The 16,286-nt window shown below is 63.1% G+C and carries 13 protein-coding genes; 8 read left to right on the top strand and 5 right to left on the bottom strand.

The window, feature by feature from the left end; translation table 11 throughout:
• Positions 1-175 precede the first annotated feature (175 nt).
• Genes ARUE_RS17665 through ARUE_RS17655 form a run of 3 tightly spaced genes read left to right on the top strand, consistent with a single transcriptional unit; the run spans position 176 to position 5,131 of the window.
• Positions 176-1,405 carry an XdhC family protein gene (locus tag ARUE_RS17665; protein WP_014922712.1) on the top strand — a complete coding sequence of 410 codons (1,230 nt, stop codon included), beginning with the start codon at positions 176-178 and terminating at the stop codon, positions 1,403-1,405.
• Positions 1,396-2,334: an FAD binding domain-containing protein gene (locus ARUE_RS17660; RefSeq protein WP_014922711.1), complete on the top strand. Its 939-nt coding sequence runs from the start codon at positions 1,396-1,398 to the stop codon at positions 2,332-2,334. The genes ARUE_RS17665 and ARUE_RS17660 overlap by 10 nt, the downstream gene beginning before the upstream one ends.
• Positions 2,324-5,131, top strand: coding sequence for a molybdopterin-dependent oxidoreductase (locus ARUE_RS17655; protein WP_014922710.1), 2,808 nt, complete (start codon positions 2,324-2,326; stop codon positions 5,129-5,131). The genes ARUE_RS17660 and ARUE_RS17655 overlap by 11 nt, the downstream gene beginning before the upstream one ends.
• 48 nt (positions 5,132-5,179) lie before the next feature.
• On the opposite strand, the gene ARUE_RS17650 is transcribed toward ARUE_RS17655, so the two are convergent.
• Positions 5,180-5,647 (bottom strand): GNAT family N-acetyltransferase, encoded by a 468-nt coding sequence (locus ARUE_RS17650; RefSeq protein ID WP_011776014.1) that lies wholly within the window; start codon positions 5,645-5,647, stop codon positions 5,180-5,182.
• A gap of 20 nt (positions 5,648-5,667) precedes the next feature.
• Positions 5,668-6,306: a nicotine blue oxidoreductase gene (gene nboR / locus ARUE_RS17645; protein ID WP_014922709.1), complete on the bottom strand. Its 639-nt coding sequence runs from the start codon at positions 6,304-6,306 to the stop codon at positions 5,668-5,670.
• 161 nt (positions 6,307-6,467) lie between these two features.
• Between nboR and ARUE_RS17640 the strand changes: the two genes are divergently transcribed.
• A complete protein-coding gene (locus ARUE_RS17640; protein WP_081589157.1) occupies positions 6,468-6,659 on the top strand; it encodes a YegP family protein in 192 nt (63 codons plus the stop codon).
• Between the two features lie 85 nt (positions 6,660-6,744).
• Here the strand turns inward: ARUE_RS17640 and aceE are convergent, their stop codons facing one another.
• A complete protein-coding gene (gene aceE, locus ARUE_RS17635) occupies positions 6,745-9,516 on the bottom strand; it encodes a pyruvate dehydrogenase (acetyl-transferring), homodimeric type (protein ID WP_014922707.1) in 2,772 nt (923 codons plus the stop codon).
• Between the two features lie 290 nt (positions 9,517-9,806).
• Here aceE and ARUE_RS17630 point away from each other — a divergent pair, with 290 nt between their 5' ends.
• The 4 genes from ARUE_RS17630 to ARUE_RS17615 all read left to right on the top strand — a co-directional run bounded on the left by ARUE_RS17630 (position 9,807) and on the right by ARUE_RS17615 (position 14,764).
• Complete coding sequence (locus ARUE_RS17630) at positions 9,807-11,372, top strand: NCS1 family nucleobase:cation symporter-1 (protein ID WP_014922706.1); 1,566 nt, start codon at positions 9,807-9,809, stop codon at positions 11,370-11,372.
• 77 nt (positions 11,373-11,449) lie between these two features.
• The gene (locus ARUE_RS17625; protein ID WP_011776010.1) at positions 11,450-12,211 is read left to right on the top strand and encodes an aspartate/glutamate racemase family protein; all 762 of its coding nucleotides are present in this window, start codon (positions 11,450-11,452) and stop codon (positions 12,209-12,211) included.
• Positions 12,212-12,242: 31 nt separating this feature from the next.
• Positions 12,243-13,010 (top strand): SDR family oxidoreductase, encoded by a 768-nt coding sequence (locus tag ARUE_RS17620; RefSeq protein ID WP_011776009.1) that lies wholly within the window; start codon positions 12,243-12,245, stop codon positions 13,008-13,010.
• Between the two features lie 266 nt (positions 13,011-13,276).
• Entirely contained in the window at positions 13,277-14,764 is a 1,488-nt protein-coding gene (locus ARUE_RS17615; RefSeq protein WP_011776008.1) for a C4-dicarboxylate transporter DctA, read from the top strand.
• Positions 14,765-14,826: 62 nt separating this feature from the next.
• Here ARUE_RS17615 and ARUE_RS17610 read toward each other — a convergent pair whose 3' ends face one another.
• Both ARUE_RS17610 and ARUE_RS17605 read right to left on the bottom strand, forming a co-directional pair.
• Positions 14,827-15,225: a sterol carrier family protein gene (locus ARUE_RS17610; protein ID WP_014922705.1), complete on the bottom strand. Its 399-nt coding sequence runs from the start codon at positions 15,223-15,225 to the stop codon at positions 14,827-14,829.
• Positions 15,226-15,245: 20 nt separating this feature from the next.
• A complete protein-coding gene (locus ARUE_RS17605; protein ID WP_014922704.1) occupies positions 15,246-16,262 on the bottom strand; it encodes an asparaginase in 1,017 nt (338 codons plus the stop codon).
• Positions 16,263-16,286: the final 24 nt, after the last annotated feature.

Below are 16,286 nucleotides of genomic sequence, written 5' to 3'. Positions count from 1 at the left end.
GGGGCAGGGAGATGAAGCCCTTGCCCCCGTTCCTATGAACTCTTACTGATTGAACTTTTACTGATTACCCGCGACTCCCCCTCAACATCCTCTGGAAATGAGAATATGAGGCAAGATCGCGCACTGCTCCGGCCGGGCCTCCTGGCTGGGACACCTGGAATAAGGATGTGTTGCCATGCTGGATCTGATGCCTTCGCTGGGCAGCTGGCGGCCTGCGGTGTCTGGCCAACTGTGTGCTGTGGCCACGATCGTGGGGACTGGCGGCTCCGTGCCGCGGCCCATGGGGACCTCCATGATGGTTTCCGAAAAAGGCGAAATCCTGGGCAGCTTGTCCGGCGGTTGCGTGGAAGGTGCCGTCGTTGAGGCGGCCCTGGAAGCAATGCGCGACGGCGGCCCTCGCCTTGAGTCTTTTGGCTACAGTTCCGAGGACGCGTTCGCCGTCGGACTCACTTGTGGAGGAGAGCTGGAAGTCCACATCCAGCCGCTCATGGCTGGATCGCCCGAACTTTCCGTGTTTGCTGAAGCGAAGCGCCCTGCGGCCCTGATCCGTCGGCTCGATGCCGGCGGCGGAGTCATGGTGGTCAATGATCCTGCGAGGTTCCGTGCCATGGAATCGGAGGAACTGGCCAAGCTGGTGGGGGACCACCCCGCCACGCTCTTCGCCGCCGCGGCCCAAGTAGAGCCGCTGCTCCAAGGTGGCCGAGCCGGTTTGGTCCGCCTCGCCGCACCCGAGGGTTGCATCGACGGCTGGGTCACCACCGAGAGATTGGCTTTGCCTCCACGCGAAGAAGTGCAGCCGGAACCGATCACTCTGTTTGTGGAAAGCCGTTTGCCCGCTGCGCGGATGTTGGTCTTCGGTGCCAACGACTTCGGTGCAGCCCTGCTACCCGCCGGGCAACTCCTTGGATACAACGTCACCCTGTGCGATGCCCGCCCCGCCTTCGCGACGCAAAGCCGCTTCTCAGGAGCAGACCAAGTGGTTACCGATTGGCCGCACCGCTACCTGGAATCCGAAGCCGCTGCAGGACGCATCGACGCCCGCACCGTGGTGTGCATCCTGACCCACGACCCCAAGTTCGACTTCCCCCTGCTCGAAAGCGCCCTTCGATTGAACCTGGCGTACGTCGGCGCGATGGGTTCGCGTCGCAGCCACCGCCAACGGGTGGACGCCTTGCTTGAGGCAGGCACACCGCCGGAAGCCTTGGAACGCCTCCATTCACCCATCGGATTGAACCTCGGCGCCGTGACTCCCGCGGAAGTAGCGGTGTCCATCACGGCCGAAATCATCGCCGAGCGCGGAGCCGGCACAAAAGGCACTACACCCGGTTTCCCTTCCCTGAAGGACAGCACCGGCCCGATTCACCCGGCACCTCAACACCTCACTCAGGAGGACTCATGGACATGAACACCATCGAGGCCGTGGTCCCCACCACGGACCCGGCACAATGGCGCGACGGCGATGCCTGGCTCGCCGGAGGAACGGTCCTCTTCTCCTACGGCAGCACCGTCCTCAAACGGCTCCTTGACCTGGGCCAAGCCGACTGGCCCGCCATCACTGTCACTGACCAAGGCCTCGAACTGGCCGCCACCTGCACGGTCGCCGAGCTCTATTCCCTTCCGCTGGCCGCAGAAACAGCCAACCGTGAATGGCCGGGCCTGGCACTGATCCGCCCGTGCTGCGACTCGTTCGTGGCCTCGTTCAAGATCTGGAACATGTCCACGGTGGGCGGCAACATTTGCACGGGCCTGCCGGCAGGGCCCATGACATCGCTTTGCGCCGGACTCGACGCCGTGGCCACCATCCTCAGACCGGACGGCAGCAGCCGGGACGTCCCGGTGGCTGACGTCGTGACCGGGGATATGCAGACCGTCCTCGCGCCGGGGGAGTTGCTGCGCAGCATCCATCTGCCCGCAAGCGCGCTCTCAGCCCGGGTCGCTTTCCGGCGCTTGTCGCTGAGCAACCTTGGCCGCTCGGGCGTACTGCTGATAGGCCGGCTCGACCCCGACGGCGGCCTGGTCATCACCGTGACCGCGTCCACCAAAAGGCCGGTACAGCTGCGGTTCCCCGCCGGGCAGGTTCCCGACGCCGGGACGCTGGCTGACGCCGTCGGCGATTCCATTCCGTGGCCGCTGTACCACGACGACATCCACGGGCTGCCTGCCTGGCGGCGGGACATGACCTTCAAGTTGGCCGAGGAAATCCGGGCCGAACTGCTGGGCGAATCAATGACTGTGTCCGGCGATTTTTGGCCGCCGCACGCCACCTCGCCCCAGCCGTCAACCCAGCCAGCCGCAACAACCATCAAGCAGAAGGAGGCCCGGAATGGCAATTGAGATCAATGGCGCTGCCTCGCAGGCCACACCCCGCCCCGGACAATGCCTCCGTACCTTCCTCCGGGAGGAAGGCAACTTCGGCGTCAAGAAAGGCTGCGACGGCGGCGACTGTGGTGCTTGCACCGTGCACGTTGACGGCACGCCCGTCCACAGCTGCATCTACCCTGCAGTCCGCGCGGAGGGCAAAGCGGTCACCACCATCGAGGGCCTCGCCTCCGCTGATGGGCTGCACCCTGTGCAGGAGCAGTTCCTGGAGAGCCAAGGCTTCCAGTGCGGTTTCTGCACCGCCGGCATGATGATGACCGCGGCAACGTTCGATGACGAGCAGCGCGCCAACCTGCCCCGCAACCTCAAGGGCAACCTGTGCCGCTGCACCGGCTACCGCTCCATCGCCGACGCGGTCTGTGGTCACGGAGACGACCACAAGCACGACGCCGGTGCGGACGTTTCGGGGGCGCAGGCACCAGCCTCTGTGGAAGCGACCCCCGGCCAGCTCGGCGACAACGTCCCCGCACCCGCCGGCCAGGCCATCGTCACCGGAACCGCCCGCTACACCCTTGATGTTCCGGCGGAGCAACTCCCGGGCCTGCTGCATATGAAGCTGCTGCGTTCGCCGCACCCGCATGCCCGGATCGTGTCCATCGACAAGGCGCCAGCTTTGGCAGTTCCCGGCGTCGTGGCGGTCTTCACTCATGAAGATGCGCCGCAGCTGCTGTTCTCCACGGCCCAACACGAGAACTTCGCCGACGACCCCGACGACACCCGTGTCCTGGATAACGTGGTGCGGTTCATCGGGCAGCGGGTTGCCGCGGTGGTGGCCGAAACTGTGGGTGCTGCCGAGGCCGGTGCCCGTGCATTGGCCGTGCAGTACGAACTCCTGGAGCCGGTGTTCACTCCGCAGGAGGCCATCCTTCCCGGCGCACCGGCGATTCATGGGGAAAAGGACGGCGTCTTCTCCCGCATTTCCCGCCCGCATCACAACGTGGTGGCCGAGGTCCACGCGGAACTGGGCAGCGTGACCGACGGCTTCGCAGCTGCAGACTTTATCCATGAGCACACATACCAGACGCAGCGGGTCCAGCACGTAGCCATGGAAACCCACGCGTCCATTGCCTGGCTGGATGAGGACGGCCGTTTGATGATCCGTTCCTCCACGCAGGTCCCCTTCCTGGTGAAGCGGACGCTGAGCCGGGTGTTTAACCTGGCCCCGGAGACCATCCGCGTGGTGGCAGGGCGGGTCGGCGGCGGATTCGGCGGAAAGCAGGAAGTTCTCACTGAGGATCTTGTAGCCCTCGCGGCCTTGGCCCTTCGCAGGCCGGTGCAGTTGGAGTTCACCCGCACCGAGCAGTTTACGGCCACCACCACCCGGCACCCCTTCACCATTCACCTCAAGGCGGGTGCCAGCCGCGATGGGTACCTCACTGCCCTGCAGCTGAACGTCCTCACCAACACCGGCGCTTACGGAAACCATGCTCCCGGCGTGATGTTCCACGGCTGCGGCGAGTCCTTGGCCGTCTACAAGTGCGTGAACAAGAAGGTGGACGCGCACGCGGTTTACACCAACACCGTGCCCGCAGGTGCTTTCCGGGGCTATGGGTTGAGCCAGATGATCTTCGCGATCGAGTCCGCCATTGACGAACTTGCCATCGGCATCGGCATGGATCCGCTCGAGTTCCGGCTCAAGAACATGGTCCGGCCCGGCGATCACATGCTCTCCACAACACCCGAGCCCGAGGAAGACGTTCACTACGGCAGCTACGGCCTGGACCAGTGCGTGGCGTTGGTGCGGGACGCGTTGGACCGTGGCAAGGAACGCTACCGGGCTGCCGGGCTGGATGATCTCGGGCCGGACTGGGTGGTCGGGGAGGGCTCAGCCCTGTCCATGATCGACACCGTCCCGCCCCGGGGCCACTTCGCCCACACCCGGGTGAGCTTGGAAGCGGACGGAAGGTTCGCCGTCGACGTCGGTACTGCCGAGTTCGGGAACGGCACCACAACTGTCCATGCGCAGCTGGCTGCCACCGCGCTGGCGACGACGGCGTCCAAGGTGACCGTGCGTCAGTCAGATACCGACCTCGTGGAGCACGACACCGGTGCGTTCGGTTCAGCCGGCACGGTGGTGGCCGGGAAGGCGACGCTCGGGGCGGCGCTGGAACTCGCTACGCGGATCCAGACGGTTGCGGCGTCGTTGACGGGAGCCGCCCTGACGGATTGCCGTTTGGTGGACGGCGCGGTTCAGTGCGGTGATCGCACGGTGCAGCTGAAGGAAATCGTCGACGCCGCACGGTTGCAAGGCGTTCGGCTCGCCACGGACGGCAACTGGGGAGGAACGCCGCGGTCGGTCGCGTTCAACGTGCACGGCTTCAGGGTTGCTGTTAATACGGGAACCGGCGAGCTGCGGATTCTGCAAAGTGTCCAGGCCGCTGATGCCGGCGTTGTGGTGAATCCGCGGCAGTGCCGCGGCCAGATCGAGGGCGGCATTGCGCAGGCGCTCGGTGCGGTGCTGTACGAGGAAGTGAAAGTGGACGACGCCGGACGCGTCACCACGGACATCCTGCGGCAGTACCACATCCCGTCGTTCGCGGACGTGCCCAGGAGCGAGGTCTATTTCGCCACTACCAACGATTCCACCGGCCCGCTCGGTGCCAAGTCCATGAGCGAGAGCCCGTTCAACCCCGTGGCTCCTGCGCTGGCAAACGCGATTCGCAACGCCACCGGGATTCGCTTCGGTGAGCTACCCCTCGCGCGGGACAAGATCTATCTGGCGCTCCGCGACCGCACCCTGATTCCCAACTGACTCGCATTAGTGGTTGTTCCCAGCCCTGGGAACAACCACTAATGCCAGCTACTTGGGTGAAACTGCGAGTTCCATGAACACACTGTGCGGGTCCAGGGTGTAGTCACCAAAGGGCGGGCATTCCGTGAATCCGTGCCGGGCGTACAGCCGGCGCGCGGGGGCGAAGTACTCCTCGGTGCCCGTTTCCAAGCTGAGCCGCTCGTAACCCAGCCGGGCAGCTTCGGCCACGATGTGCTCCAGCATCAGGGTGGCCACGCCGCGTCCGCGTGCGGTGGAGGTGGTACGCATCGACTTGATCTCCGCATGCCCCGGGGCCAGCGTCTTCAGCGCCCCGCATCCCAACAAGACCCCGTCCTCGCGGGCCGTCCAGAACGTGATCGACTCGTGCGACAACGCTGAGTGATCCAACGCATGGACGCTTTCTGCCGGGGAGGTCGCGAACATGTCGGCCAAGTGCTCGCTGAGGAGCCGGTGGACATCAGGGCGTGCGGGATCATCAGTTTCGATGCGGATCATGGACCCTAACTTACCCGCCGCTACCCGTCCAAAAGATGCAGTTGATCCTTCGTGTCCAGGTCTTCGCCGGAGCAGAGGTCGCTGCAGTCCACCAGGTCCACCAGCCCGGGATGGGCTTTGAGGAATGATCTCGCACCCGTGTCGCCATTGGCCGCTGCCGCGGCTTGCTCGCGTAGCCCGACGTCGAAAATCACCGGGTGCCGACGCTTCAGGTGGCCGGACTCATCGGGGTAGGCGGCTGCGGTGACCCTGCCGGGACGGTGGCTGCCCAGCAACCTGCTCACCGCCGTCGGGGTTAATCCGGGCTGGTCCACCAACGCAACCATGATGCTGTTGCCTGCCGTGGCCGCGTCAATGCCGGCGCGGAAGGACCCGGCCATGCCCTTGGCCCAGTTCTCATTCTCCACAACCAGGTGTGTGCCTAAATCGGTGCTTCGCCGGACATGGTCGGCTTCCGCGCCAAGTACCACCACCACCTCGCGGCAGCCGCCGTCGAAAAGCGTATCGGCGAGTACCTCCACCAAGGTCCGGCCTCGGAAGGGGAGCAGCGCTTTGGGGCCGCGGCCCAAGCGGGTGCCGGCACCCGCAGCGAGCAGCACGCCCGTGGTCGGGGCCATGCCGGAGTCAGTCATATCCTCACGATACGCGCGGGGTTCCATGCGGTCTCTAGCTCCTAGCTTGCTTTCTGTTACATCTACCTAAATCGGTTGCAGATTACCCATGGGTAGGTCTTTTGGTGGCCGGAAATGGCCATTATTGTCGGTGGGGGAGCTATGCAGTCAGCTCGAATACGCAACGACGCGTGGAAGAACAGGGGAACATGGCGGGCAGTTTCGAGATTCTCAAGGCAGGAACCAACACATTCCGATTCCGGCTCACAGCCGAGGACGGCACGGTTGTGGCAGTGTCGCCACAATTTCCAAGTCTCAAAGCCGTTGTGGCCGGCATCAACGCCGTCCGCGAGAACGCGGCAACAGGCTTTGTGGTCGATCGGAGGAACCTGGGCACGTAAACCCGGGTAAGCAACACCAACAAAACGACAATTGGCGGCAATGTTCTTCACGAACACTGCCGCCAATTTGTGTTGATGCGGGTTGTTAGGCGTCGCCGCCTGCTCCGCCGGTGGTGCCGGCGTTTACATCCAGCAGCTTGTAGCGGTCAATGGCGTACGACGGCGCGCCCTCCTCCACTTCGCCCCTCGCCGCCAGCAACTGCAGGGTTTTGGCGACGATGGAGTGGGTGTCGTTTTTGAAGTAGCGGCGTGCGGCTTGGCGGGTGTCGGAGAAGCCGAAGCCGTCTGCTCCGAGGGAGGCGAAGTCGTTGGGGATGAATTGGCGGATTTGGTCGGGGACGGCTTTCATGTAGTCGGACACGGCGATGACGGGTCCGTTGGTGTCTTTGAGTTGTTCGGTGATGAACGGGGTGCGGGCGGGTTGGCCGGGGTTGAGGAAGGCGTGTTCTTCGGCGGCGAGTCCGTCGCGGCGGAGTTCGTTCCAGGAGGTCACGGACCAGACTTCGGCGGCGACGTTCCAGTCTTCGTTGAGGATGCGTTGTGCTTCGAGGGCCCAGGGGACGGAGACGCCGGAGGCGAGGATGGTCGCGGTGGGCCGGTTCCCGTTCCCGGTGGTTTCGGGGGCGTCTGCGAGTTTGTAGATGCCTTTGAGGAGTCCGTTGATGTCGAGGTTGTCGGGTTCGGCGGGTTGGGTGATGGGCTCGTTGTAGACGGTGAGGTAGTACATCACGTTGCGGTCTTCACCGGTGCCGTCAGTACTGTCGGGTCCGTACATTTCTTCGAGGCCGTGGCGGATGATGTGGCCGATTTCGTAGCCGTAGGCGGGGTCGTAGGTTTTCACGGCGGGGTTGGTGGAGGCCAGGATGGGGGAGTGCCCGTCGGCGTGTTGGAGTCCTTCGCCGGTGAGGGTGGTTCGTCCTGCGGTGGCGCCGATGATGAAGCCGCGGGTCATTTGGTCCGCGGCGGCCCAGAAGGAATCTCCGGTGCGTTGGAAGCCGAACATGGAGTAGAACACGTAGATCGGGACCAGGGGTTCGCCGTGGGTGGCGTACGCGGTGCCGGCGGCGGTGAAGGCTGCGACGGCGCCGGCTTCGTTGATGCCGGGGTGGATCAGTTGCCCGGCGGGTGATTCTTTGTAGGCCAGGACGAGGTCGCGGTCCACGGAGAGGTAGTTCTGGCCTTTGGGGTTGTAGATTTTCGCGGTCGGGAAGAACGCGTCCATGCCGAAGGTCCGGGATTCGTCCGGGACGACGGGCACGAACCGGGCGCCGAAGTTTTTGTCCCGCATGAGGTCTTTGAGGAGCCTCACGAAGGCCATGGTGGTGGCGGCTTGTTGTTTCCCGGATCCGCGTTTGGCGACCTCGTAGGACTTCGCTTCGGGCAACACCACCTCGGTGTGTTTGCGGCGGCGTTCGGGCACGAACCCGCCAAGTTCTGCCCGGCGTTCCATCAGGTATTTGATTTCGGGGGCGTCCATGCCGGGGTGGTAGTACGGGGGCCGGTAGAGGTCCGCGTCGAGCTGGTCATCGCTGATGGGGATGCGCAGGTGGTCACGGAAGGCTTTGAGGTCTTCCATGGTCAGTTTCTTCATCTGGTGGGTCGCGTTGCGGCCCTCGAAGTGCGGGCCCAGGCCGTAGCCCTTGACCGTTTTGGCCAGGATCACGGTGGGTTTGCCCTTGAACTCGGTCGCTGCCTTGTACGCGGCGTAGACCTTGCGGTAGTCGTGACCGCCGCGCTTCAGACCCCAGATCTGTTCGTCGTCCAGGTCCGCGACCATGTCCTTGGTCTGCGGGGACTTGCCGAAGAAGTGTTCACGGACGAACCCGCCGGACTCGGCCTTGTAGGTCTGGTAGTCACCATCGGGGGTTTCGTTCATGATTTTCACCAACGCCCCGTCGGTGTCCGCTTCCAGGAGCGAGTCCCATTCGCGGCCCCAGACGACCTTGATCACGTTCCAGCCCGCACCGCGGAAGAACGCCTCGAGTTCCTGCATGATCTTGCCGTTGCCGCGGACCGGTCCGTCCAGGCGCTGGAGGTTGCAGTTGATCACGAAGTTCAGGTTGTCCAGGTTCTCGTTCGCGGCGAGCTGGAGCAGGCCACGGGATTCGGGCTCGTCCATTTCCCCGTCACCGAGGAACGCCCAGACCTGCTGGTCCGAGGTGTCTTTGATGCCACGGTTCTGCAGGTACCGGTTGGACTGGGCCTGGTAGATCGCGTTCATCGGGCCGATACCCATGGACACGGTGGGGAATTCCCAGAAGTCCGGCATCAACCGCGGGTGCGGGTACGAGGACAGGGCATGACCGGCCTTGGACTTTTCCTGACGGAACCCGTCCAGATCCTCTTCCGTGAGGCGGCCTTCCATGAACGCCCTGGCGTACATGCCCGGGGACGCGTGGCCCTGGAAGAACACCTGGTCCCCGCCCGAGGGGTGGTCCTTGCCGCGGAAGAAGTGATTGAAACCCACCTCATACAACGTCGCGGCACCGGCATAGGTGGAAATATGCCCGCCGACACCGATATCGGAACGCTGCGCACGGTGGACCATCACCGCGGCGTTCCACCGCATGTACGCCCGGTACCGGCGCTCGAACTCCTCGTTGCCCGGGAACTGAGCTTCCTGGTCCACCGGGATCGTGTTCACATAATCAGTGGTCGTCACCATCGGCACACCCACCGACCTGGCACCGGCACGCTGCAACAACGAACGCATAATGTACTGGGCACGCTCGGTACCCTGCTCCGCGATCAACGCATCAAGGGACTCAATCCACTCCGCGGTCTCTTCCGGATCACGATCAGGCAGCTGGGCAGTCAACCCGCTGAGGATGTGTGAGGTCTCTTCTCCTGCAGCCACGTCCAACCTCTCTTCATTGAATGTCTGGGCGCTTGCTCTGTGGGGGCGCTCATCGAATTTCGTATTGTGAGAATAAAATTCTGCAATTCGAGATTACGTCTGCTGGTTGGGCAGCGTCAACACGGATTGCGTAACCAAAACAGTCAACTGGCAAAGCACTGCTCAAGCAACAGAATGTGACCCTGCATACATGGGGAACCTTGACGTTACGTGACCTGAGTCATAGAGTGCTTTCACTATTCAATAACTAGATTCCGCATTGTGGAATCAGTACGAAGTGGAGATCCACGATGCAGACGACTTCATCAGTCGGCGTCACTGAGACTCCGGGAGACAAGAACGCAGGTGGCCCCAACCACCCGGTGGTAGGTAACACTGACCTCTGCGCCATAGCTTCCGAAGCCGCAGGCCGTACCATCAGCCCCAGCCTTTACAACATTGATCTCGCCCCCACCAAGGCCAAGGGCCGTAAGTGGACCAGCTACAGCATCTTTACCCTCTGGGCCAACGACGTCCACAGCCTGGGTAACTATGCCTTTGCCATCGGACTGTTCTCCTTGGGGCTGGGTGGATGGCAGATCCTGGTAGCCCTGGGCATCGGCGCCATCCTCCTGTTCGCTCTCTTGAACTTCTCCGGCTTCATGGGCGAGAAGACCGGCGTTCCTTTCCCGGTCATGAGCCGCATCAGCTTCGGCATCCGGGGCGCGCAAATTGCCAGCCTTGTCCGTGGCGCCGTTGCCGTGGCGTGGTTCGGCATCCAGACGTACCTGGCTTCCGTGGTTCTCCGCGTCATGCTGGTCGCCATGGCCCCGGGCCTCAAGGATCTGGACAGTAATTCCATCCTTGGGCTCTCCACCCTTGGCTGGCTCTCCTTCGTGGCCCTCTGGATCGTCCAGTTGGTCATCGTCAGCTTCGGCATGGAAATGATCCGTAAATACGAGGCCTTCGCCGGACCCATCATCCTGGTCACCATGGCCGCGATTGCCGTGTGGGTCTTCATCGAAGCCGGCGGTGCCATCCAGTGGAGCGGCATCAAGGGTCTTGAGGGTACCGAGATGTGGCTGACCATCTTCGCCGGCGGCGCTCTCTGGGTTTCGATCTACGGAACGTTCGTGTTGAACTTCTGCGACTTCACCCGTTCCTCCGCTTCCAAGAAATCCATCGTCAAGGGCAACTTCTGGGGCATCCCCATCAACATGCTCGTCTTTGGCGCCATTGTGGTGGTCATGGCCGGCGGTCAGTACAAGATCAACGGGACCGTCATCGAGAGCCCCTCGGACATTGTGGAGAGCATCCCCAATACGCTCCTGCTGGTCCTTGCTTGCCTGGCACTGCTGATCCTGACCATCGCCGTGAACCTGATGGCCAACTTCGTGGCTCCGGTCTACGCCCTGACCAACCTCTTCCCGCGGCACTTGAACTTCCGCAAGGCGGCATGGGTCAGTGGGACCATCGGTCTGATCATCCTGCCGTGGAACCTCTACAACAACCCCATTGTCATCGTGTACTTCCTGGGTGGCCTTGGTGCTTTGCTCGGCCCGCTGTTCGGTGTGGTTATGGCCGACTACTGGCTGGTCCGTCGCGGCAAGGTCAACGTCCCCGAGCTCTACACGGAAGATCCCAAGGGTGCCTACTTCTACAAGCGTGGCGTCAACCCGAAGGCCATCATCGCCATGCTCCCGGCAGCCGGCCTCGCCATCGCCATCGCCTTCATCCCGGGACTGGCCGCGGCGGCTCCGTTCGCCTGGTTCATCGGTGCCGGCGTCGCAGCCCTGACGTACTTCGCTGTCGCGGACAAGAAGCAACTCCACGAAGACGTCTCCGGCGAGCCGATCGCCGTCGCCAGCACCCACTGACATCACCCAAGATCAAGGCCCGCCCGTCCTCCCGGTCCATCGGAAAGAGGACGGGCGTCGCCGTTGAGAGGAAAACCATGCGCATCCTTGTCGCAAACGTGAACACCACCCAGTCCATGACGGATTCCATCGCCGCCCAGGCTCGTGCGGCAGCTGCCCCCGGCACCGAAATCATCGGCATCACCCCGCGCTTCGGCGCCGACTCCTGCGAGGGCAATTTCGAAAGCTACCTCGCTGCGATCGCCGTCATGGATGCAGTGGTGAACTACCCCGAGCCGTTCGACGCCGTCATCCAGGCAGGCTATGGCGAGCACGGACGTGAAGGCCTCCAGGAACTCCTGGACGTCCCGGTAGTTGATATCACCGAGGCAGCAGCCAGCACCGCGATGTTCCTTGGACACAAATACTCAGTGGTCACCACGCTGGATCGCGCTGTTCCACTGATCGAGGACCGCCTCAAGCTCGCGGGCCTGGAAGCACGTTGCGCTTCTGTCAGGGCCAGCGGCATGGCCGTGCTGGAACTTGAGGAATACCCGGAGCGTGCTGTTGAAGCCATTGTGAGCCAGGCGGAACAAGCGGTCCAGCAGGACAAGGCCGAGGTCATTGTTCTCGGCTGCGGCGGAATGGCCGGTCTCGACGAGCAGATCCGCCAGCGTACGGGCGTCCCCGTGGTGGATGGAGTTGCCGCCGCGGTCACCATCGCCGAGTCACTGGTCCGTCTCGGGCTGTCCACGTCCAAGGTGCGAACCTATGCGACGCCACGCCCGAAGACTGTCATAGGCTGGCCGATAACCCCAGCCCAAGCAACTCCAGCCCAGCCGGCAGAAGCCGCACGCTGACGCTCCACCGCACCACCCGAAAGGCAACCACATGACTGACTCCAGCCCGCCCGCAAACTTTAGGGTCGCCGTCGTGACCGGGGCCGGTTCGGGTATTGGGCGGGCAGTTGCCCGGCTCATGCTCGCCGAAGGCTACCGGGTGGCGTTGGCCGGTCGCCGTGAGGCGCAGCTGCTCGAAACCGCAGGCGACCATTCGGAAGCGTTGGTGGTTCCGTGCGATGTCACAGCGCCCGACGACGTCGCCCGCCTTTTCGCGGAGGTTCGCCAACGCTGGGGTCGGGTTGATGTGCTGTTCAACAATGCCGGCATTTTCGGCCCGGCCGGCGATGTGGGTGAGATCAGTGTGGACGACTGGGAAGCAACGTTGAGGGTGAATGTCACCGGTTCCATGCTGTGTGCGGCCGAGGCCGTGCGGAGCATGAAAGCCCAGGAGCCGCAGGGTGGCCGCATCATCAACAACGGATCCATCTCAGCGCACTCGCCTAGGCCCAGGTCCGTGGCTTACACAGTTACCAAGCATGCGATGACGGGTCTGACCAAGAGTATTGAGCTGGACGGGCGGGAGTTTGGCATCACCGCCGGGCAGATCGACATCGGCAATACGCGCACCGAGATCATGGACACCATCGGCGTGGGCTCCGGTGCTCTCCAGGCCGACGGCAGCCGCAAGGTGGAGCCGATGTTCCCCGTGGAGGACGCTGCCCGTGCCGTGTTGATGATGGCCAACATGCCGGCGTCGGCGAGTGTTGGATCCTTGGTGGTGACCGCTGCCGGCATGCCCTTCGTGGGTCGCGGCTAGGGAGTCCGCACTCCCTCAACGGGAGCCCCGTACCGCCACCACCCACTTTGAACTTGAATGCCCGCGGCACGCCTGACAAAGGGTGTGTCGCGGGCATTTCTGTGCTCAAAAGGGGTGGTGGGCGCCCGCACCCCAAAGCTCCAAACCAAATGTGACTTTCCGTATTATGGAAATGCAATTCCCCCTTGCGGAATGGTGTGAGCAGGCTTACATTTGAAAAACCCCCTCAAAATGTGGGGCTGTTCCCAACTGATTGGTTCAGATCAATGAAGATCCCAGACCCCGCGGCGCTGAAGGCGAGTTCGGCCCCGCAGAAGAAAAAGCGGCTGTATCAGTCGCTCTTTTTTCAAATCCTGATCGCCGTCGTCGCAGGTGTACTCATCGGTCATTTTTGGCCGACCATCGGGTCCGCCCTCCGGCCACTGGGTGATGGATTCATTCAACTCATCAAGATGATCATCGCCCCGCTGATTTTCCTTGTGATTGTCACAGGCATCTCAGCAGTGGGCGACGTCAAGGCGGTCGGAAGGGTCGGGGTCAAGGCGCTCCTGTACTTCACCGGCGCCACCCTCTTTGCCCTCGTCTTCGGGCTCATCGTCGGAAATATTGTTCAGCCTGGTGCTGGCCTTAATATCGACCCCGCTACGCTCTCCCAGGATGCGCTCAACGCCAAGACCGGAAACGCGCCTCCCAAGGACGCCGCAGCGTTCATCCTGGATGTCATTCCCGTCAGCGTGATCGGTGCTTTTGCCAACAACAGCCTGCTTCAGGTGCTGTTCTTCTCCGTCTTCTTCGGTGCTGCGATTGTTGTCATCGGCCGCGAGCGTTGCATGCCGGTCATCAGCCTGATGGAGACCGTCCTGGAACTGATCTTCAAGATCATGTCCTGGATCATGAAAGTGGCTCCCATCGGTGCATTTGGTGCCATGGCATTCATCATCGGCCAGTACGGTCTGGGCACGCTCAGTACCTATGCTCTGCTGATAGCCGCCTGCTACGGCGCAGCGATTGTCTTCATCGCGTTGCTGTTCCTGGTGGCTTGGAGCTTCGCCAGGGTTCCGCTGTGGTCATTCCTCAAGTACACCCGCGAAGAATTTCTGCTGGCACTCGGAACAGCCTCCACGGAAGCTGTCATGCCACGCATCATGACCAAGCTGACCAACGCAGGCTGCTCCCGTGCCACCACCGGACTGGTGGTACCTACCGGCTACTCCTTCAACCTGGACGGCGCGGCGATCTACCTGTCCATCTCGCTGCTGTTCCTGGCGCAGGCCTTCGGCCACAACCTTGATCTGGGCCAGCAGTTGGCGGCCCTGGGCGTCCTGCTCCTGACTTCCAAGGGCATGGCCGGTGTGCCGGGTTCGTCCTTCCTGGCCCTCTCCGCCACGGCAGCAGCGCTCGGCATCTTCCCGGTGGCCGGCGTTGCGCTTCTCCTCGGAGCCGACCGCCTCATGGACTCCATGCGTGTGGTGGTGAACCTGCTGGGCAACTGCGTGGCAACGTTCGTCGTCGCCAAGTGGGAGGGTCAGTTTGACCGCAGCGTCATGGTCCGCGCCTTCAACGGTGAGATCACCAACCATGACTCGGCCGTCATGCTTGGCAAGGAAGAAGTCTTCGAAGAGCAGGAACTCCAGCGCATCAGCGAGGGCCAGGAACCTTCTCCGAAGTTCCGCGGCGGCCCCGCGGCGGACGATATCCCGCAATTCGAAATGAGCAAGCGCGGGCAACCATCCAACCCGGTCTGCCCGGACTAGTACAGCCAAAGCATGAGGCCCCTCAAGACGGTTCTTGAGGGGCCTCAGCTGTATAAGAACCCCTAAAGGGGCAGCAGCTCCGAGAGGTCTGCACGCAAACCGGACGCAGTGAGCTTGTGGTTCGAAACCGCGTCTGCCCACGCAATCCGTCCTGTCACCAGCGACAGCCAAGTGGCGGCGTCGCACTCGATCACGTTCGGGGGAGTGCCGCGCGTGTGGCGGGGCCCCTCCACGCATTGGGTGACGCCGAACGGCGGCACGCGGACCTCCACGGAGTTGCCGGGCGCGCGGGCGGTGACTTCCTCCAGGGAGTAGCGCACCGCCGTCGCAATGAGAGTGCGCGACGGCGGCGGCCCGGAAGCGCTGCCCGGCTCACCATCTGAAGGCTCGACGGCGGCCTGCCAGGCTGCCAGCGCAGCGCGGCCCTCGGAAACATCGACGCGGCGTCGTGCAACAGCCATACGTTTTCTCCTCAGAAGTACTAGTCGAGCAGGGCAGAGACGGCGTGACCCAGCCGGATCTTGCCTACCTCGTGTCCGCCGCCGAGCACGGGCTCAACCACCCGTTCCAAAACACCGGAAACCGCCGGAATGTCCACGGCTCCACTCACTGCCAGAAGGGTCAAGCCCACCAGGGACGTGGCGCGGAGGTTTCCGTCGAGTATCTTCACGGCTACCGTGGCGCCGGTGGGGGTTGCCAGGACCAGGACGCCCTCGGCCCCGATCTTGGCCAGGACTTCCAGTTCTTCCATGACGATGGTGTTGGACTCGCCCTTCCCTTGGACGGCCCAGGGGTAGTCGAGCATGGATGTGGCGATGGTGGCAGCACGGGCATTGGACGATTTGTCGCCGGGGGACTTGGCCAAGCGGGAGTAGGCGCGGGCCAGGCCGGTCAGTGAGATGGCAGCAACAGGTGCGCCGCAGCCGTCGATGCCCAAATGGGAGATCGTTTCGCCGCTGTATTCCTCAATCACCGAGCGCACGCGCTGCTGCAGCGGGTGGTTTGGTTCAAGGTAGCTGCGCAAGTCCCAGCCGTTTTCGGTGCAGGCCCACAGGAATGCTGCGTGCTTGCCGGAGCAGTTGAATGCCAGTTTCGATTGTCCGCGTTCGGAGCGAACCAGCCAGTTGCGGGCCGTTTCGTCCTGGGGCCAGGCGGCAGGGCACTGGAGGTTTTCCTCCTTCACGCCTGCTGCTTTGAGCATCCCCTCCACAACGTCCATATGATCCAGGGAACCGGTGTGGCTGCCGCAGGCGACAGCAACTTGGGCGCCACGGAGGGGCACGCCGGATTGCATGGAAGCCAGGGCTTGGAAGGGCTTGAGCGTGGAGCGGGCGAGAATGGGAGCGTCGATGTCACCAAGACGGGTGACCACCGAGCCGTCGCCGGCAAGAACCACGGCCGCGCCGATGTGCCGGGACTCAATAAAGCCACTACGTTCGATCACTGCCAGTTCTACCGCGGACTCAACGTTGAACGTTTCATGCGAACTCATGGGCATACAGCCAAGTCTAGGGGCGTACGG

The sequence above is a fragment of the Arthrobacter sp. Rue61a genome (genome assembly GCF_000294695.2).
Lineage (GTDB): Bacteria > Actinomycetota > Actinomycetes > Actinomycetales > Micrococcaceae > Arthrobacter > Arthrobacter aurescens_A.
This window is presented reverse-complemented; position numbering and strand designations above follow the sequence as displayed.